This window comes from Bradyrhizobium commune, from assembly GCF_015624505.1.
Lineage (GTDB): Bacteria > Pseudomonadota > Alphaproteobacteria > Rhizobiales > Xanthobacteraceae > Bradyrhizobium > Bradyrhizobium commune.
Map to the genome: position 1 here is coordinate 3,726,103 of NZ_CP061379.1, position 16,520 is coordinate 3,742,622.

Sequence of the window (16,520 nt, forward strand, 5' to 3'; positions counted from 1 at the left end):
ACCAGATCCGGAGTTTTCATGATCCGTCGTCTCGCAATTCTTGCCACGATCTTTGCCGCGCTCATTGGCGCGGCCCCGGCGCTAGCGCAGCAACTGCCGGCCAACCTCGACAAGGCCAATGCGCTCGTCATCGACACCACCAAGGGCCGCATCGTCATCAAGCTCAGGACCGACCTGGCGCCCCAGCACGCCGAGCGCCTCAAGCAGCTCGCGCGCGAGGGCTTCTACAACAACGTTCCGTTCCACCGGGTGATGGACGGCTTCATGGCACAGACCGGCGACGGCCAGAATGGCAACGGCACCGGCGGCTCGAAATATCCGAATCTGAAGCAGGAATTCTCCAAGGTGCATTTTGCCCGCGGCATCGTCGGCATGGCGCGGCGCGGCGACAGTGTCGATACCGCCAACTCGCAGTTCTTCATCATGTTCGCCGACGGCGGCAGCCTCGACGGCCAGTACACCGTGATCGGCGAGGTCGTGCAGGGCATGGATGTCGTCGACAAGCTGAAGAAAGCGCCCCCGGGCTCGCCGGGCGGCACAGTCACCGATCCGGACAAGATGGTGAAGGTGCAGGTCGCCTCCGACATCAAGTAAGAGGACCACGCAGGGGAGGACCATGGCGTACTGCTGCAACACGCTCCGCTTGGCTGCTGTTGTACTGCTGTGCGGCCTCTCGGGCGCGGCTGCCGAGGACGCGAAGGTCGACACCATCGCGGACATCTCCCGGTATCTGCAAACTTGCTGGAGGCCGCCGCTCGCCAGCAAGGCTCGCCCTATCGACATCACTGTCATCGTCAGCTTTAACCGGGCCGGAAACATTTTGGGCCATCCGCGAATTTCCTATGAGTCCGCGGACGCCTCCGACGAGGACCGGCTGCAATACCGCATCGCAGTGATGGAGACATTGCAACGCTGCACGCCGTTGCCATTTACCGATGCAATGGCCGGCGCTGCGGCGGGGCGTCCATTCGCAATTCCCATCCGCAGGCGGAAGACTTCACCCCCAACGCAAGAGAGACGAGTATGAGCGCCACCGAAAACACCCTGATCCTCGAAACCACGCAGGGCCCCGTCACCATCGAGATGCGCCCCGACCTTGCGCCGGGTCACGTCGCCCGTATCAAGGAGCTGGTTCGCGAGGGCTTCTACGACGGCATCGTGTTCCATCGCGTGATCGACGGCTTCATGGCGCAGACCGGCTGCCCGCACGGCACCGGCACCGGCGGCTCCGGCAAGAAGCTGAAGGCCGAGTTCAACAAGGAGCCGCATGTGCGCGGCACCACCTCGATGGCGCGTGCTGCCAGCCCCGATTCCGGCGACAGCCAGTTCTTCATCTGCTTCGACGACGCCCGCTTCCTCGACAACCAGTACACGGTGTGGGGCAAGGTCACCGAGGGCATGGAGAACGTCGACAAGATCAAGCGCGGCGAGCCGGTGCAGAATCCCGACAAGATCGTCAAGGCGCGGATGGCCGCGGACGCGGAGTAACAATTGCCGCCATGCCCCGCCCTGGCGGGGCATGGCGAGGTACCGAACGTGCGCACCGATCTCTTCGACTTCGATCTCCCCCCCGAGCGCATCGCGTTGCGCCCCGCGCATCCGCGCGACTCCGCAAAGATGCTGGTCGTGGAAGGGGGCGCGCTGCGCGACCGGATCATCTCCGACCTGCCGCAATGGCTGAGGCCGGGCGATCAGCTCGTCGTCAACGACACCAAGGTGATTGCGGCGCAACTCAAAGGCCGCCGCATCGGCCGCGACACCGAGCCGAAGATCGAGGCGACGCTGATCAAGCGCCTCGATGGCTCACGCTGGCAGGCGCTGGTGAAGCCGGCGAAGAAGCTCGTGGCCGGCGACCGCATCCGCTTCGGCAATGAAGGCAAGGTCTGCCTGCTCGGCCATCTCGATGCCGAGGTCGAGGCGAAGGGCACCGAGGGCGAGGTGACGCTGTCGTTCTCGTTCCACGGCCCTGCGCTCGACCAGGCCATCGCCGATCTCGGCAGCCCGCCGCTGCCGCCTTACATCGCCTCGAAGCGCACGCCGGACGATCGGGATCTCGCCGACTACCAGACGATGTTTGCGGCGAACGAAGGCGCTGTCGCGGCGCCAACCGCGGGCCTGCATTTCACGCCGGCGCTGGAGCAGGCGCTGCGCGAACGCGGCGTCGGCATCAACCGCATCACGCTGCATGTCGGGGCAGGGACCTTCCTGCCGGTGAAGGTCGACGACACCGAAGGCCACAAGATGCACGCGGAGTGGGGCACGATCTCGGCCGAGACGGCCGAAAAACTCAACACCGCGCGGAAGAATGGTGGCCGGATCGTTGCGGTCGGCACGACGTCGTTGCGGCTGCTCGAAAGCGCAGCCAGCGAGGATGGCACCATCCAGCCGTTCGCGGCCGAGACATCGATCTTCATCACCCCCGGCTATCGCTTCCGAACCGTCGATATCCTGATGACGAATTTCCACCTGCCAAAGTCGACGCTGTTCATGCTGGTGTCCGCTTTCGCCGCGCTTGACACGATGAAGCAGGCCTATGCGCATGCGATTGCGAGCGGTTACCGGTTCTATTCCTACGGCGATGCGTGCCTGCTGTTTCGCGGGCATTAGGAAAGCGTTCAACGGTATAACGCTGTTGTGAACGCATAGCTCCGCGTCGTTTTGTCCAGCCGTTGAGTTACAAATCGCGCGGATCAAATCTCTTGGTTGTGCTACAAGCAACGATGCAGAAATTGTTTTTTGTCGCGCTTTTCATCACGATCTCTCCTTGTTGCATGGCCCAGACCATTGCCGGGACGACAATTCCGCCAGCCGATCCATCGATCCGCGACCAGATCAAAGCCGATCGGGCGAGGCAGAACGCCGAGGCGAAGGATGCTTCGCAAGCCCGCCCCTGGGACCGGGACGCCAACGGCAAGCGTCCCTGGGAGCCGAAAGATCCGCCTACCAAGTAGAGCCGCAGGGCGGGTTGGCCGTAAGGCGTAACCCGCCACTCTAACCCACCTACGCATCTCGCTTGTTACGCCATCACCCGCTGCGGCAGCAGTTCCGCGATCTGCACCGCGTTCAGCGCGGCGCCCTTGAGCAGTTGATCGGCCGCCACGAACATCGAGACCGAATGTCCGCTAGGGTCGCTGAGATCCTTGCGGATGCGGCCGACCAGGACGTCGTCCTGGCCCGAGGCGTCGATCGGCATCGGGAAGTAGTTCCTGGCGCGGTCGTCGATGACCTTCACACCGGGCGCCTGCGCCATGATCGAGCGGACCTGGTCCTCGCTGATCGGCTTCTCGCATTCGAAGGTGATGGCCTCGCAATGAGCGCGCAGCACCGGCACGCGGACGCAAGTCACGCCGATGGCGATTGTCTCGTCCTCGAAGATCTTGCGGGTCTCCTTGATGACCTTGGTCTCCTCGTCGTTGTAGCCGGTCTCGGGGTCGATCGCGGTGTTGTGGTTGAAGAGGTTGAAGGCGTAGGGGTGCGGCATCACCTTGGGCGTATAGACCTGCCCGTTGAGATTGGCGCGGGTGGATTCGACGAGCTCGTCCATCGCCGCGGCGCCGGCGCCCGAGGCCGCCTGGTAGGTCGAGATGATCACGCGCTTGATGCGGTTCTTCTGGTGGATCGGCCAGAGCGGCACCAGCGCGGTGATCGCGGCGCAGTTCGGGTTGGCGATGATGCCCTTGTGGTCGCGGATACGGTTCGCGTTGATCTCGGGGATCACCAGCGGCACGTTCGGATCCATCCGGAAGGCCGAGGAGTTGTCGACCACGACCGCGCCGGCCTTGACGGCGAGTGGCGCGAACTTCTTCGAGATGCTGCCGCCGGCGGAGAACAGCGCGATGTCGACGCCCTCGAAGGCGCGCTCGGTCAATTCCTCGATGACGACGTCCTTGCCCCGGAACGACACCGTCTTGCCGGCCGAGCGGGCGCTGGCGAGCGCCTTGAGCTTGCCGACGCGGAAACCGCGCTTGTCCATGGTGGCGATGAATTCGGCGCCCACCGCACCGGTGACGCCGACAATCGCGACGACGGGATCGTTACTCACATTCTTCTCCATTTCAGTTGAGCATGATCTGGTCGGAAAACCGGATTCCACATTTCCGGATCATGCTGGTGAATTGCAGACAACAAAAAAGCCCCGGACCATCGAGGGCGGGGCTTCGGTAGAGCTGATTGCGTTCTAGTCGACGACTACGCGCGCACGCCTCCCCGGGCCCCGAAGGCCGTGGTGGTTTTGGTCGTGCGTTTGGTGGTCGTGAACATGGCGGCGACTTATGCGGGAGAGTTTTGCGCCCGTCAATGGCTTTTCGGCGGGATTGCGGCCTTGGTTATTTGGCCCGGACACCTGGCGGCTCGAGGATGACCTCCTTGAGGTCGTCGCCGCTGATGACGACGATCGCGAAATTGAGCCGGCCGCGCTCGCGCACCAGCCCGCCGCTGATGGCCTTGCCTGACGCTGCCTGCTCGGCGACGCGCACTGCATCCGCCAGGCGATGCCGGATGGTGCCGAGCGCCGCGAGGTTGCTGCGATCTTCATGGTCGAGCTCGGCAAGGGGCAGGGCGGCTTCGCCGCCAACGAGCTCGCCGGTTGCGGCATTGATCGTGTGCCGCCAGATCCGGTCGTTGTGCAGCGTCTTGACCCGGTATACCGGCACGCCCGAGCCGCCGTCGAAGCTGACATCTGCGGTCGTGGCGCCGGCGTGCCGGGCTTCGGCAATCGCCATGGCCTGGCTGATCGAGATCGACGAGCCGCGGAAGCGTTCGATTTCGCGGCTGACGGCTTGGCGGTCGACCTCGGCATCACCATCTGTGGCGCTGTGGACGGCGGTGGGCGTGCCTTCCGTCGTGGCGAGTGCCTGCGCCGGCGCTGCGATGAGCAACCCGGATAGGGCGATCGCTAGCAACTCGCACGCCTGTCGTCTTGTCGCTCGCATGTTCGGAACCCTTGGACCGACAAGTGTGCCGGACGATCGTAAAGAAATCGCGGCCGACCATGGGCAGCGGTCGGCCGCCGAAAGCTGCAATGGGCTGTACCCAGGGCTGCGATCGAAGCGACACGGACCCCTTTTGGGGCTGGTGAAAAAAGCGGTCCGTCTCACCTTGTAACTAAACCATACCGTATCGTTTTATTTTGGTCAATGGCGTAGACGCCCTCCCGATGGGGATAGAGCGCAAGCTCACGGAAATGTCAGCGGGACGGGCGGCGCCGTTGCGGGGCTTTGGCGGCGTCTTTTGAAGTTTCCTGCACGCGGTCGGCAGGGCCGAGCGCGCCGGCCAGGAACAGCTTGATCGCCGCGCGCATTCGCTTTTCGGCGGATTTGAGCTCCATCGGTGTTCCGAAGGTCGCCATGCGGTGGGTATGGCCGACGACGACGTCGAGGAAGACTTCGGCTGCGATCGTGGTGTCGTCGACGCCGAGCGCGCCTTGCGCCACCAGGTGATCGAAGAAGCGCGCGGTGGTGGCGACGGCCTTCAGCCAGCCCTCTTCCTTGCCGAGCTTGGCGATATCGGGGAAGTTGATGGCCTGTGCCGTCATCATGCGGCTGAAGGCCATGGCATCAGGCCCGCAGGTGAAATTGAGCATCTCCCGCCCGATCTCGACCAGCCGCTGCTCGACTGAGATGTCCGATGAGCTACTGAGCTGCGTCTCGGCGGCCGCCGACAGGGGCGCCAGCCATCGCGAGATCTCGCGCCTCAAGACGGCCGTGAACAGTCCGCGCTTGTCGCCGTAGCGGGCATAGACGGTGGGCTTGCTGACGCGCGCGGCTTCCGCAACCGCATCGAGCGAGGTCGCGTCAAATCCGCGATCCAGGAACAGGCGGGTGGCGACTTCGATCAGCCGCTGATCGCGCTCGATGGCGGCGGTTTTGGTCGGCCGGCCGCCGCGGGATTTCGACATCCCGCGCCGCGGCGTTGCCGTCCTTGTTCTGGTCGCAGTCAATCCCATGCCCAATGATTCCTGCGCGATCGTCACAATGGTCTTCGCTCTATAACGCGCAGGAACGGGTGCGTCATTGCGAATCTGGCGCGTTCCGCCTTGCGGTTTTAAGGCAGCCGCGAAGTCCAGGCCTGGCCGGCCGCCGCCTTCTCGTAGCCGTACTGGTACAGCGCGCGCATATAGGCGGTGTCGAACCCTTCGGACGGCGGTGCCGGATAATCGCGCTCGATATAGGAGAGATGGAAGCCGAGCCGGTTGCGCTTGGCAAAATCATAGGTCGAGAAGATGATCGAGCGCGTCTGCGACTGAGTGATCGCGGACAGGCTGCGTGAGGCGACATCGATCGTGCTGTTGGCGACGAGCTCGAAGTTTCGTTCGATCTTCTTGTTGACGAGGATGTAGATGTCCATCTTGGCGTTGCCCGGCAGGCGGCCCTGGAACAGCAGGGCCTCGGGCAGCGTCAGCACCGGGGCGGTCACGCCGCCGTCGACATGCATCTCCTGAAACTTGTGCCCCTGGCCTTCGGCGTCGATCATGATCGGCGGAAACACCAAGGGAATGCTGGCGGAGGCGGCCATTACGTCGCGAAACAGCTTTAGCGCCTCAGGCGTGCCGACCGCGGCGATCTTGCCCATGTCCCAGATCGCGGTGCGCTGGGTGTCGAGATCGGTCGTCACGATCAGCAGCCGGCGGCCCTTGGCGTTTTCGCGGGCGACTTGCGCCATGATCTCGGGCCCGACATAACGCGCCACCAGCTCGCGCAGCCGCGTGTTGCCGAACAGGCCTGAGCCGAACAGCACCCGCATGATGCTGGGATCGCTCAGCAGGCTCTCCGCGATGCCGCTAGTGTAAACGTCTTTCAGCGTGTCGTCATATTGCGGGCCAAGAAAGGCAAACGGAGCAATGAGTCCGCCAGTGCTGACCCCCGAAACGACCGAGAAGGCGGGTCGGGTGCCGGCCGCGCTCCAGCCGTTCAGCACGCCGACACCATAGGCGCCATCGGCGCCGCCGCCGGACAGCGCCAGGTAGCTGCGGTTCGCGGCGCTGTTGTCCTTCTCGAAGCTGAATTTCGTGATGGGCTCGTCGGTGTAGCGCCGCAGGCCGTCGATATCGAGCACGCGGGAGCTCGTGGCATCGGCCGCGGTATAGGGCGTGCGCGGCAGCGTCGTGCAGGCGCCGAGCGCAAGGTTCAGCGCGAGGCCGGCCGCTCCGAGCAGGCGCAGGCCATACTGCCTCATCCGGCCGCGGACGAGGATCGATCCAGTCAGAGCAACAGGGGCAGGCATTTGCCGTCAATCACCGCATAGGCTACGCGCCGACGCCGGCGTTTTTGCAGCCCGCGCCGGCATCCCATCCTGCCCCATCGTCTGATAGAACTATACGGTATCGTTTTGTTTAACAAGCGTCGGGCGGGGCGCCAAAACGGCTCAATTGTGTCCGGCGAGAAGCGGTCGGGACCGGCGAATTGGGCGGTTGATCGACCACTCCCGACACGCAATAAGCACCGCCATGAACCGCCCCGACCACACCCATCCCGATACCGGTCTGCCCAATCATTTCGAGCTGCTCGCCACCGACGGCGCGGCGCGCACCGGCCGCCTGACCACGCCGCATGGCGTGGTGCGGACGCCGGCCTTCATGCCGGTCGGCACCGCCGGCGCCATGAAGGGCATGCACTGGCGCGAAGTGCGCGAGGCCGGGGCCGACATCGTGCTCGGCAACACCTATCACCTGATGCTGCGCCCCGGCGCCGAGCGCATCGCAGCGCTTGGCGGCTTGCAGAGGTTTACCGGCTGGAACGGGCCGATGCTGACGGATTCCGGCGGCTTCCAGGTGATGTCGCTGGCCGATCTGCGCAAGGTCAGCGAGCACGCCGTCACCTTCCGCTCGCATATCGACGGCGCCAAGGTGGAATTGTCACCCGAGCGCTCGATCGAGGTGCAGCGCTTCCTCGGCTCCGACATCGCCATGCAGATGGATGAATGCGTGAGGCTGCCGGCGGAGCGCGACGACATCGAGCGCGCGATGCGGCTGTCGCTGCGCTGGGCCGAGCGCAGCAAGCGCGCCTTCGAGAGCGCGCCTGACGGCTACATGCTGTTCGGCATCGTGCAGGGCGGGGATGTGCCGCAGCTTCGTCATGCTAGCGCGCAAGGCCTCGTCGAGATCGGCTTCCACGGTTATGCGATCGGCGGCCTCGCGGTCGGCGAGCCGCAGGCCGTGATGCTTGCGATGATCGACGAGACCGCGCCGGCGCTGCCGTCCGAGCGGCCGCGCTATCTGATGGGCGTCGGCACGCCCGACGATATGCTCGAGGCAGTCAAACGCGGCGTCGACATGTTCGACTGCGTGATGCCGACCCGCAACGGCCGCCACGGCGTCGCCTTCACCCGCCTCGGCCAGGTGAATTTGCGCAACGCGCGGCATGCCGACGATCCACGTCCGCTGGACGAGGAAAGCTCATGGCCGTCGGCGCGCAATTGTGCGCGCGCCTACCTGCACCATCTCGTCAAGGCCGGCGAGACGCTGGGCGCAATGCTGTTGTCCGAGATCAATATTGCCTACTACCAGTTCCTGATGCACGGCATCAGGGACGCGATCGCACACGGGACATTCGAGGAATTCTACCGACGTACGCGCGAGGACTGGGCAAGGGGCGACATCGCCCCGCGCTGATCAATTGCAGACGATCCGCTGCTTGACGGCGTGCTTGGTCACGAAGCCATAACCGCAGGTGTCGCAGGTCCAGAGATAACTGATCACGTGGTCCGAGACGTAGGCGGAAGCTTCGGCGGCGACCATCGAGTCGGCGCAGACGGGACAGGTGGGTAACTCGCTGCAACGCGGATCGCGCTTCGGCACTACGGTCGACAACACTTCAGCGACTGCTGACATCGTGGTGACCTCCCTGCTTCGAGACCTAAGTCTAACATAAGCAGAATCAGTTGACGAGGTCGCAACACAAATGCGTTGGTTTTCTTATAATTGCAGCTCACGCGATTTTGCGATGCAGCGTATTTAACATGTGCCGCATTGTCGCTTGCGTGTCGCCGCAAGCTGTTCGTAACTGCGCAAGAGCTGCGATAGAAGCGCAAATTGTCGCCACAGGGAGTTCATCATGGACACATCGTCCAACGCGGGTGCAGCGCACCAACCCGGCCGCGGCCGGATCTACTCTTCGATCGTTGAGGCTTTTGGCGACACGCCGATCGTGCGCCTGCGCCGACTGCCGGGCATGCACGGCGTGAACGCGACGATTTTGGCAAAACTTGAATATTTCAATCCGGCGGCGAGCGTGAAGGATCGCATCGGTGCGGCCATGATCATCGCGATGGAGCAGGCGGGCATCATCAAGCCCGACACCGTGTTGATCGAGCCGACCTCCGGCAACACTGGCATTGCACTCGCCTTCGTCGCGGCCTCGCGCGGGTACCGGCTCAAGCTGGTGATGCCGGAATCGATGTCGATCGAGCGGCGCAAGATGCTTGCCTTCCTCGGCGCCGAGCTGGTGCTGACGCCAGCCGCGCAAGGCATGAAGGGCGCGATCGCCGCTGCCGAGGAGCTCCTGAAGACGACGCCGAACTCGGTGATGCCGCAGCAGTTCAAGAATCTCGCCAATCCCGAGGTGCACCGCCGCACCACGGCGGAGGAGATATGGAATGACACCGCCGGGAATATCGACTTCTTCGTGGCTGGCGTCGGCACCGGCGGCACGATCACCGGCGTCGGCCAGGTGCTCAAGCCCCGCAAGGCGTCCTTGCGCGTCGTCGCGGTCGAGCCGGAGGAGAGCCCGGTGCTCTCCGGCGGGCAGCACACGCCGCACAAGATCCAGGGCATCGGCGCGGGCTTCGTGCCCGACATCCTCGACCGCTCCGTGATCGACGAGATCGTGAAGATCAACTCGACGACCGCGATCGAGACCGCACGAGCGCTGGCGCGGCACGAGGGCATTCCCGGCGGCATCTCCTCGGGTGCCGCGATCGCCGCGGCCCTCCAGATCGGCCAGCGACCGGAAGCTGCGGGTAAAACCATCCTGGCGGTGGTACCGTCCTTCTCGGAGCGCTATCTTTCGACGGCTCTATTTGAAGGAATCTAGCACATGGCGGATCAACCGAGGCGGCCGCGCACGCTTGGCGATGCCAGGACGGAGGCCGAGGCGGCGTTCAAGAAGGTGACCGCCAAGGTCGCTCCCACGCCGCCGAAGCAGAACGTGGCGCCGGGGATCAAGGAGCAGGTGACGCTGCGGATCGACCAGGACGTGCTGGAGCATTTCCAGGCGGGCGGTCCCGGCTGGCAGGACCGCATCAACGAGGCGCTGCGGAAGGCGGCGGGGAAATAACGGAACGGCGCGTTTGGTGCCCACCATGAGGATTGAGAAAGCAGAAGCCCGGCGCGAGCCGGGCTTCTGAATTTCGGAGCCGCTTGGGTCTCAGTGGCGGAACATGCCACCCATCATGCCGCCGACGACGCCGCCAACGAAGGCTGCGCCCGCATCGCCGCCGCCGCTTCGATGGCCGCCGCCACCGCCACCGGAAGGTGCGGCGGCGCGCCGGGCCGGCTTGGACGATGGGGTGTCATCGCTCGCGGTCGACGTCGAGGCGACGATCTCCGAGAGCAGGGCCTTGTGCTGGAGCTTGTTGAGGAAGCCCGTCGACGGATAGCCGCGGGCGGCCTGCCAGCGCTTCAGCACGGAGCGGGTGTCGTCGTTGAACACGCCGGTGACCTTGGTATCGAAGCCGAGCCCGTTCAGGCGACGCTGCACATCGCGGCGCTGCCCCTTATCGAGACCGATCTGGTCCTCGGTGACCTGGCTCGCATCGTCGGTGAAGGTGGCGGGATCGACACCGGCATTGAGGTTGCGGGTTGTGGTCGACGGACCGTTCTGGATCGCGGCGAGCCGCGCCAGCGCCAGCGCCTTGAACTGGCCGTTCGGATAGGCGGAGAGATAGGCGTTTAGCTCTTCCGGCTTGTTGGTCTCCTTCACCGAGCGCCAATACTCGAGCTCGACACCGTCGGAGCTGCTGGTGGACGCGGCGACCGGCGTGCTGCTCGACACGGCCGGTGCCGCGTTGGCGACCTGGGTCGTCGGCGCCTGGTTGAGGTAGACGGCGCCGATCAAATTGGTATGGCCCCAGGGCAGCTGGCCCTTGTGGGTCTCTTCGTTGACCTGGGCGCGCACCGAAGTCATCGCCTGCTGGATCTCGACGCCGGGCTTGGTGATGTTGTCGATCAGCGCACGGGTGAACGGGCTGTTGTTGCCCTCCTGGCCGTCGAGCGCGGTCTGGCCCGGACCGGTTGCGAACGCGATCAGCGTGCCTTCGCCCGACTTCATCTCGGCAAGGCCGCTTCCGACGTTGACGCTGCGGGTCGCGGAGTTCGACTTGATCTTGGCGGCGAAGGGATTGTCGCGGCAGGCATCGAGGAACACCAGCTTGACCTTGGCATCGCCCATGGTCTGGTCGAGCGTCAGGTCGATGTTGATGGCGGCCCCTAGCTTGACGTCCATTTCCGATTTGATGTCGGCGTCAACCGGCAACAGATAGTTGGTGCCGCTGACGGCGATGCCATGACCGGCGTAGTAGAACACGGCGATGTCGGAGCCCTGCGCCTTGCGGCCGAAATCCAGGAGCTTCTCCGTCATCTGGTCGCGGGTGAGGTTCGATCCTTCGATCACCTCGAAGCCGACATTGCGCAGCGTCGAAGCCATCGCCTTGGCGTCGATCGGCGGGTTCGGCAATTGCGCGACGTTCCTGTAGGCACCGTTGCCGACAACGAAAGCGACACGGCGATCGGCCTTTGCGGCGCTGACCGACAGCGCCATGCACATCAGGGAGAGGAGGATGGTGAGGTAGCGCATCTGAAATCCCCAACAGAATCGAATTGATGGCAGCAACAAATTGGCTGCGAACTTACACGAAAGCGCCCGGCTCCGCGCTAGCAAACGACAGTTCGCCCAATCCGTGACTGTGTGACCGAATGTGCACGATGGAGTGCCTCTCCAACGTGATCCAAATCACGCTCGACCACTCTGGTTTGTCGCGTGAGGCGGCGCGCGGTTCACTGCGCGCGGGCGGGAACCGGCGCGGGCGGCTTCAAATTCAGGAGATTGCCGCACAAGATCAGCGCCGCACCGAGCACGGTCCAGGCGTCGAGCCGCTCCGAGTAGAGCAACCAGCCGGCGGTTGCGGTCAGGGGAACCCGCAGGAAGTCCATGGGAACCACGATGGTGGCGTCCGCGTAGCGCATCGCGCTGGCAAGGCAATAGTGCGAGAATGTGCCGCAGACGGCGATCACGCCGACCCAGGCCCATACATAGGCCGACGGCCAGGTCCAGACGAACAGCGTCGGAACGAAGCCTGCGACCGATTGTACCACCAGCATCCAGAACAGGATCGATAGCGCGCTCTCGGTGCGGGTCAGTGATTTCACCAGCGCCATGGACACGCCAAAGCCCATGGCAGCGCCGAGCGCGATGAGCTGGCCAGGATTGATCTCACCTGTCGCGGGCCGCACGATGACGATCACACCGACAAGGCCGAGCACGATTGCGGCGATCTTCCACGGCGTCATACGCTCGGACAGGAAGCTTGCCGCCAGGATCGCCGTCCAGATCGGCATGGTGAACTCAATCGCCACCACCTGGCCGATCGGGATCAGCGTCAGCGCGAAGAACCAGCCGAGCTGGGCGACGTAATGCACGAGGTTGCGCCCAATGTGTTGCGGCAGGCGCGACGTTCTGAGCACCTTGAAGCCGCCGGCGCGGTAGATGATCGGCGAGAGCAGCACGAACCCGACCAGAGACCGGACTTCCATGATCTGAAAGACGTTCAGCTCGCGCGTGGCCTCGCGCCCGGCGACCGCCATGATCAGCATCAGCGACAGCCAGCCGGCCATCCAGAATGCAGCCATGGTTTTGGACGGTGTCGCGCTCATCGGGGCAGGGTGCAGGGTGCGGAAAAATTCAATGCTGAGGGAGGCCGGTATCGGCGACATCGCCGTTGTTTGCAACGACCAAATCTGCGGGTGCAGCGATGCAGGGCTGTGTGCTAAGGCATGAGCGAACAACGAGAAAATCGGGAGATCAACGCTCATGCAAATCTTGCAGCCGGCCGAATGGAAGAAGCCGCGCGGCTTTTCACATGGCGTGGTGGCGGAGGGCCCTGGCCGCTGGGTCGTCCTCGTAGGCCAGACCGGCGGCGACGAGACCGGCAATTACGCGCCTGATATGGCGGCCCAAGTTGGAACTGCGCTGAAGCGGATCATCAAACTCTTGAGCGAGGCCGGCGCCGGTCCCGAGCATGTCGTCCGCCTGACCTGGTATCTGACCAGCCGCAGCGAGTATGAGGCGGCGGGTGCCGGCATCGGGGCGGCCTGGAAGGAGACGCTCGGGCGCAACTTCCCGCCATCGACGCTGCTCTATATCGGCGGGCTGGTGGACGATCGCGCCAAGGTCGAGATCGAGGTCACGGCCTTCGTGCCGAGCCCATAAAAAGTCGATCCGGCGAGGTCGCCGGATCGACTGTCGTGTCACTGGACTGTCGTCTTATTTCGACAGCGAGATGGTGGCGCCGCGGAACTGGCTGTCCGCGCGGATCGTAACGCTCTGCCTGTTGCCGCTCGTCCTCAGCCCGATATTGGCGTTGAAGCCGGCGGTCGAGGCGACCACTTCGAAGTTTCCGCCACCGCCTTTGCCCTGAAGAGAGCCGGAGATGTTGCGGCTGGCCTCGCTCCAGCTGCCGGTGATGGCGCTGCCCTCGGCCCTGACGTTGGCGCCGAGGTTGAACTTGTAGGCGTCGCTGGCGCAAGTCAGCGACATCTCCATGGTCGGGCCGATCGGCGCATATCTGGCCCGGCAGCGGATGCGCTCGGTCGAGCCGTCATCGAGGGTGACGGTGCCGCCGCCGCTCCAGCTTCCCGCCATCGGCGCGAACGGGCCGGACTGGGCCTTGCTTTCGGAGTTGGCGAGGGTCGCTACAAACAAAACGGCGGCCGCCATGAGCAACCGCCGGTTGAGGGCACTGATGCCAAATTGCTTATTGGCGCGATGCTTCCCACCGCCCGCTGCACGGTATGCCTGCAGATGCTCCATTCCACTTCCCCGATCCGGCGTTGCCGCTGAGTTGACCGTTGGCATATGCACCATTGATCGAAACTTTCACAAGTCCCCCGCTGCCGATGGTGCCGGAAACGTTAGCGCCGGGGGCGGTGATCTTGCCGTCGGCAACCGTCAGCATGGAGCTTGCGGTCGGCTCGCAGGTGCCGGTCTTGGTCACGATGGTGACCTGCCAATTGCCGTCAAAGGGGGTCTGGGCGATAGCGGGGGCGGCGAGGGTGCCGGCGAAAACTGAAGCGGCACAGAACGCCGCGATGCGGTCAAAACGCATGAATTCCGTCCTTGAATATGTCTGAGATGCTGTCTCTTATTCGGACGAAATGTGACGGAAATTTGGTGCAATGCCAAATCGAAAATTGTTCCTGTGGAAACAATGGTTTATTTGCGTTTCCCGTTCCGATTTTCGAAGCAGAATCAAGGCGGCGTCACGTTAAGGGTGAATCTCAGGAGAGACTCGGGGCCGAGGTCGCGAACTGCTCGTCCTGAACCTTGGACGGCAACGCCTTGTGGACCTTGGCATAGTCGATCACGTCGGCGAGCAGCTTGAGGCCGAGCGGGGCCAGCGCCCGTTCCCATAATTCCCGCGCGGTCTCGCCCTTCTTGACGAAGCACCAGTCCTGGGCGGCGATGGCGCCGGCGTCCATGCGGTCGGCCAGATGGTAGATCGTGCCGCCGGCGATCGGATCGCCTTCCTTGATGGTCCATTCCACGGCGGCCTTGCCGCGGTGGCGCGGCAGCAGCGAGGGGTGATAGCCAATCCCGCCGAGCCTGCTGGCTGCCAGCGCGTCCTTGCCGATCCGGGCATGGCTGTGCGCGGTGATGATCAAATCGGTATCGGGCGCGATCTCGGAGGCGACCACCAGCCTGGGGTTGGCCTGGACCACCACCTCGATGCCGGCGGCCTCCGCGGTTGCGGCCAGGCGATCCTCGGCGTCGGCCACCACGACCCGCACGATCGAAACGCTGTGCTCCCGGAGCATGTTCAGGGTGGTCACGCCGAAATGGCGGGAGCCGACGAGGGTAATCCGCATGGGTGTCTGATCCGTCTCGCAACTGCGTCATCCCCCCGATAACACGTCAGGCCGCCCTGTCACCACCCGCAGGGTGTTTGGGCTGGTTATCAACAATGCGCGGAGCGCAGGGCGTAGCGAACTCCGAGATTGCGCGGCCCGGCCTTCCGGTGTTTGCATGCATCTGTCCCATCGGCTCGGAGTGACCGGATGCGAAGCGCGTGGCTGATCCTTCTCGCAACGATCGCGGCGGCTCCGGCACATGCCGGCGGGCCTTACCCCGCGGTGCCGCCGGAGATCGGCGTGGCGCCCTTCATCGGTCCGACCTGGGACGCGTATCGCTGTGCCGAGGGGCCGGTCTATAATTTCTATCACGGCGCCTATTACGGCGAGGAGCCGCCGGCGCTGTATCGCGGCTACGCCTACCGGCCGTATTACCGCTACAGCGCCTATCGCAGGCTGCCGCGCAAGTATTTCTGCGTCGTCGATTAGCGTTGCCGTCCAGCAACGCTCGCGCGGCAAGTGGTGGTTCCGCGGTTCCTGTGTTTCATTTTTAACTGAAGGAATCCGCAGTCTGCCGTTAGAACGTGCCCTACCGGGGCTGGCGACATTTGGATTCCGGATCCGTTTTCGAACCCGGCTTAAGCCGCTGGCGTCATTCGCCAGCGGCTTTTTCGTGTGGCGTGCCGCGAGATCATCGAACGGTAATACGTTCTCAACCTCGCTGTCGTATCGACGAATCTGTCGCGGATTAGTATGGCGTACCGCGACACCAAAAATGTCCCATCGGGGCGGGCGCGCCGCGCGGGCTTTTTTGCCGGGACAGTTTTCATGCCGAGCGCGATTGAGCAGATCGTCGACACCTATGTGCGACTGAAGAACCGCCGTGGCCTCGACGAGCTGATGATGCACAGGCAGCGTCTCGCGGTCGATCTGAAGAGCAGATCCGGCTACGATTTCAGCCTGCCGATCAGTCAGATCGACGACGAGATTGCGGTCATCGAGGCCGGGCTGAGCCGGCTGAAGGCGGATTCGGCTGCATTCGGTGCGACGCGGACCGCCTGAGGCGCTCAGTCGCGCCGGCCGCCATCGATGACGGTGAACAACGGCCGCGCCGGGGTCGGTTCGACCAGCAACTCCTCCACCAGCGCGGTTGCCGCGTCGACATATTTGCGGGTCGGCTTGTCGAGCGGACGCTTCGCTTCGTCCGCGAGCGCGACCTTGGCGGCCTCGACCAGCTTGCGCATCCGCGTGGCGTGATCGTCGCCGGCCGTCAATGTGGCGCGCGCCAGCGAGCGCAACACGAACAGCTCGCCCTCGAGACGGAGCAGGCGGTCGTTCAGCCTTGACAGGACAGCGTTGAGGTCGGCCATGGCGTGCGTTTGCCGGGAAGGGTCCCAACCGGTCTAGCGTCGATCGGTGAACGGAGTGCAAATGCCGATGGCCCAATTGGGCGGATCTGCCG

The 16,520-nt window shown here is 64.2% G+C and carries 22 protein-coding genes; 11 read left to right on the plus strand and 11 right to left on the minus strand.

Going from position 1 to position 16,520, the window contains the following annotated elements:
- Positions 1 to 18 precede the first annotated feature (18 nt).
- From IC761_RS17535 to IC761_RS17555, 5 genes are all read left to right on the plus strand, one after another.
- Entirely contained in the window at positions 19 to 594 is a 576-nt protein-coding gene (locus IC761_RS17535; protein ID WP_195804423.1) for a peptidylprolyl isomerase, read from the plus strand.
- Between the two features lie 22 nt (positions 595 to 616).
- Positions 617 to 1,027 (plus strand): UCP034077 family protein, encoded by a 411-nt coding sequence (locus IC761_RS17540; RefSeq protein ID WP_195804424.1) that lies wholly within the window; start codon positions 617 to 619, stop codon positions 1,025 to 1,027.
- Positions 1,024 to 1,488 carry a peptidylprolyl isomerase gene (locus tag IC761_RS17545; protein ID WP_195804425.1) on the plus strand — a complete coding sequence of 155 codons (465 nt, stop codon included), beginning with the start codon at positions 1,024 to 1,026 and terminating at the stop codon, positions 1,486 to 1,488. The genes IC761_RS17540 and IC761_RS17545 overlap by 4 nt, the downstream gene beginning before the upstream one ends.
- Positions 1,489 to 1,536: 48 nt before the next feature.
- The gene (gene queA, locus IC761_RS17550; protein ID WP_195804426.1) at positions 1,537 to 2,607 is read left to right on the plus strand and encodes a tRNA preQ1(34) S-adenosylmethionine ribosyltransferase-isomerase QueA; all 1,071 of its coding nucleotides are present in this window, start codon (positions 1,537 to 1,539) and stop codon (positions 2,605 to 2,607) included.
- Positions 2,608 to 2,729: 122 nt separating this feature from the next.
- A complete protein-coding gene (locus tag IC761_RS17555; RefSeq protein ID WP_195804427.1) occupies positions 2,730 to 2,951 on the plus strand; it encodes a hypothetical protein in 222 nt (73 codons plus the stop codon).
- A gap of 65 nt (positions 2,952 to 3,016) precedes the next feature.
- On the opposite strand, the gene IC761_RS17560 is transcribed toward IC761_RS17555, so the two are convergent.
- The 4 genes from IC761_RS17560 to IC761_RS17575 all read right to left on the minus strand — a co-directional run bounded on the left by IC761_RS17560 (position 3,017) and on the right by IC761_RS17575 (position 7,221).
- Entirely contained in the window at positions 3,017 to 4,054 is a 1,038-nt protein-coding gene (locus IC761_RS17560) for an aspartate-semialdehyde dehydrogenase (RefSeq protein WP_195804428.1), read from the minus strand.
- Between the two features lie 271 nt (positions 4,055 to 4,325).
- The gene (locus tag IC761_RS17565; protein ID WP_195804429.1) at positions 4,326 to 4,931 is read right to left on the minus strand and encodes a PepSY domain-containing protein; all 606 of its coding nucleotides are present in this window, start codon (positions 4,929 to 4,931) and stop codon (positions 4,326 to 4,328) included.
- A 254-nt stretch (positions 4,932 to 5,185) separates the two neighbouring features.
- On the minus strand, positions 5,186 to 5,944 hold the full coding sequence (locus IC761_RS17570) for a TetR/AcrR family transcriptional regulator (RefSeq protein WP_195804430.1): 759 nt from the start codon (positions 5,942 to 5,944) through the stop codon (positions 5,186 to 5,188).
- A gap of 98 nt (positions 5,945 to 6,042) precedes the next feature.
- The gene (locus IC761_RS17575) at positions 6,043 to 7,221 is read right to left on the minus strand and encodes a patatin-like phospholipase family protein (RefSeq protein ID WP_438265130.1); all 1,179 of its coding nucleotides are present in this window, start codon (positions 7,219 to 7,221) and stop codon (positions 6,043 to 6,045) included.
- Between the two features lie 223 nt (positions 7,222 to 7,444).
- Between IC761_RS17575 and tgt the strand changes: the two genes are divergently transcribed.
- Positions 7,445 to 8,608, plus strand: coding sequence for a tRNA guanosine(34) transglycosylase Tgt (gene tgt / locus IC761_RS17580; RefSeq protein WP_195804431.1), 1,164 nt, complete (start codon positions 7,445 to 7,447; stop codon positions 8,606 to 8,608).
- Here the strand turns inward: tgt and IC761_RS17585 are convergent, their stop codons facing one another.
- Positions 8,609 to 8,827, minus strand: a complete 219-nt coding sequence (locus tag IC761_RS17585; protein WP_195804432.1) for a hypothetical protein — start codon at positions 8,825 to 8,827, stop codon at positions 8,609 to 8,611. It lies immediately after the preceding gene.
- A gap of 223 nt (positions 8,828 to 9,050) precedes the next feature.
- Here IC761_RS17585 and cysK point away from each other — a divergent pair, with 223 nt between their 5' ends.
- On the plus strand, positions 9,051 to 10,028 hold the full coding sequence (cysK, locus tag IC761_RS17590; RefSeq protein WP_195804433.1) for a cysteine synthase A: 978 nt from the start codon (positions 9,051 to 9,053) through the stop codon (positions 10,026 to 10,028).
- 3 nt (positions 10,029 to 10,031) lie between these two features.
- Entirely contained in the window at positions 10,032 to 10,271 is a 240-nt protein-coding gene (locus IC761_RS17595) for a BrnA antitoxin family protein (RefSeq protein ID WP_195804434.1), read from the plus strand.
- A 90-nt stretch (positions 10,272 to 10,361) separates the two neighbouring features.
- Here the strand turns inward: IC761_RS17595 and IC761_RS17600 are convergent, their stop codons facing one another.
- Together IC761_RS17600 and IC761_RS17605 are read right to left on the minus strand one after the other, a co-directional pair.
- The gene (locus IC761_RS17600) at positions 10,362 to 11,789 is read right to left on the minus strand and encodes a caspase family protein (protein ID WP_195804435.1); all 1,428 of its coding nucleotides are present in this window, start codon (positions 11,787 to 11,789) and stop codon (positions 10,362 to 10,364) included.
- 200 nt (positions 11,790 to 11,989) lie between these two features.
- Positions 11,990 to 12,865, minus strand: coding sequence for a DMT family transporter (locus IC761_RS17605; RefSeq protein WP_195804436.1), 876 nt, complete (start codon positions 12,863 to 12,865; stop codon positions 11,990 to 11,992).
- Positions 12,866 to 13,022: 157 nt separating this feature from the next.
- Between IC761_RS17605 and IC761_RS17610 the strand changes: the two genes are divergently transcribed.
- Entirely contained in the window at positions 13,023 to 13,421 is a 399-nt protein-coding gene (locus tag IC761_RS17610) for a RidA family protein (protein WP_195804437.1), read from the plus strand.
- Between the two features lie 54 nt (positions 13,422 to 13,475).
- On the opposite strand, the gene IC761_RS17615 is transcribed toward IC761_RS17610, so the two are convergent.
- The 3 genes from IC761_RS17615 to IC761_RS17625 form a co-directional block, all read right to left on the minus strand.
- A complete protein-coding gene (locus tag IC761_RS17615; protein ID WP_195804438.1) occupies positions 13,476 to 14,021 on the minus strand; it encodes a hypothetical protein in 546 nt (181 codons plus the stop codon).
- Complete coding sequence (locus IC761_RS17620) at positions 13,966 to 14,316, minus strand: hypothetical protein (protein ID WP_195804439.1); 351 nt, start codon at positions 14,314 to 14,316, stop codon at positions 13,966 to 13,968. Before IC761_RS17620 ends, IC761_RS17615 begins: the two co-directional genes overlap by 56 nt.
- Positions 14,317 to 14,488: 172 nt before the next feature.
- Positions 14,489 to 15,076: a formyltransferase family protein gene (locus IC761_RS17625; RefSeq protein WP_195804440.1), complete on the minus strand. Its 588-nt coding sequence runs from the start codon at positions 15,074 to 15,076 to the stop codon at positions 14,489 to 14,491.
- A gap of 189 nt (positions 15,077 to 15,265) precedes the next feature.
- Here IC761_RS17625 and IC761_RS17630 point away from each other — a divergent pair, with 189 nt between their 5' ends.
- Together IC761_RS17630 and IC761_RS17635 are read left to right on the plus strand one after the other, a co-directional pair.
- A complete protein-coding gene (locus tag IC761_RS17630) occupies positions 15,266 to 15,547 on the plus strand; it encodes a hypothetical protein (protein WP_195804441.1) in 282 nt (93 codons plus the stop codon).
- Between the two features lie 339 nt (positions 15,548 to 15,886).
- Positions 15,887 to 16,120, plus strand: a complete 234-nt coding sequence (locus IC761_RS17635; RefSeq protein ID WP_195804442.1) for a hypothetical protein — start codon at positions 15,887 to 15,889, stop codon at positions 16,118 to 16,120.
- Between the two features lie 5 nt (positions 16,121 to 16,125).
- Here the strand turns inward: IC761_RS17635 and IC761_RS17640 are convergent, their stop codons facing one another.
- Positions 16,126 to 16,428 carry a hypothetical protein gene (locus IC761_RS17640; RefSeq protein ID WP_195804443.1) on the minus strand — a complete coding sequence of 101 codons (303 nt, stop codon included), beginning with the start codon at positions 16,426 to 16,428 and terminating at the stop codon, positions 16,126 to 16,128.
- Positions 16,429 to 16,520: the final 92 nt, after the last annotated feature.

Bases quoted from the DNA above. Each gene is read 5' to 3' on its own strand.
- cysK (WP_195804433.1), top strand. From the start codon at position 9,051: ATGGACACATCGTCCAACGCGGGTGCAGCGCACCAACCCGGCCGCGGC.
- IC761_RS17565 (WP_195804429.1), bottom strand. From the start codon at position 4,931: ATGCGAGCGACAAGACGACAGGCGTGCGAGTTGCTAGCGATCGCCCTA.
- IC761_RS17570 (WP_195804430.1), bottom strand. From the start codon at position 5,944: ATGGGATTGACTGCGACCAGAACAAGGACGGCAACGCCGCGGCGCGGG.
- IC761_RS17620 (WP_195804439.1), bottom strand. From the start codon at position 14,316: ATGCGTTTTGACCGCATCGCGGCGTTCTGTGCCGCTTCAGTTTTCGCC.
- IC761_RS17545 (WP_195804425.1), top strand. From the start codon at position 1,024: ATGAGCGCCACCGAAAACACCCTGATCCTCGAAACCACGCAGGGCCCC.
- IC761_RS17600 (WP_195804435.1), bottom strand. From the start codon at position 11,789: ATGCGCTACCTCACCATCCTCCTCTCCCTGATGTGCATGGCGCTGTCG.
- IC761_RS17615 (WP_195804438.1), bottom strand. From the start codon at position 14,021: ATGGAGCATCTGCAGGCATACCGTGCAGCGGGCGGTGGGAAGCATCGC.
- IC761_RS17625 (WP_195804440.1), bottom strand. From the start codon at position 15,076: ATGCGGATTACCCTCGTCGGCTCCCGCCATTTCGGCGTGACCACCCTG.
- IC761_RS17535 (WP_195804423.1), top strand. From the start codon at position 19: ATGATCCGTCGTCTCGCAATTCTTGCCACGATCTTTGCCGCGCTCATT.
- IC761_RS17640 (WP_195804443.1), bottom strand. From the start codon at position 16,428: ATGGCCGACCTCAACGCTGTCCTGTCAAGGCTGAACGACCGCCTGCTC.
- IC761_RS17540 (WP_195804424.1), top strand. From the start codon at position 617: ATGGCGTACTGCTGCAACACGCTCCGCTTGGCTGCTGTTGTACTGCTG.
- IC761_RS17585 (WP_195804432.1), bottom strand. From the start codon at position 8,827: ATGTCAGCAGTCGCTGAAGTGTTGTCGACCGTAGTGCCGAAGCGCGAT.
- tgt (WP_195804431.1), top strand. From the start codon at position 7,445: ATGAACCGCCCCGACCACACCCATCCCGATACCGGTCTGCCCAATCAT.
- IC761_RS17605 (WP_195804436.1), bottom strand. From the start codon at position 12,865: ATGAGCGCGACACCGTCCAAAACCATGGCTGCATTCTGGATGGCCGGC.
- IC761_RS17595 (WP_195804434.1), top strand. From the start codon at position 10,032: ATGGCGGATCAACCGAGGCGGCCGCGCACGCTTGGCGATGCCAGGACG.
- IC761_RS17630 (WP_195804441.1), top strand. From the start codon at position 15,266: ATGCGAAGCGCGTGGCTGATCCTTCTCGCAACGATCGCGGCGGCTCCG.
- IC761_RS17610 (WP_195804437.1), top strand. From the start codon at position 13,023: ATGCAAATCTTGCAGCCGGCCGAATGGAAGAAGCCGCGCGGCTTTTCA.
- IC761_RS17635 (WP_195804442.1), top strand. From the start codon at position 15,887: ATGCCGAGCGCGATTGAGCAGATCGTCGACACCTATGTGCGACTGAAG.
- IC761_RS17575 (WP_438265130.1), bottom strand. From the start codon at position 7,221: ATGCCTGCCCCTGTTGCTCTGACTGGATCGATCCTCGTCCGCGGCCGG.
- IC761_RS17560 (WP_195804428.1), bottom strand. From the start codon at position 4,054: ATGGAGAAGAATGTGAGTAACGATCCCGTCGTCGCGATTGTCGGCGTC.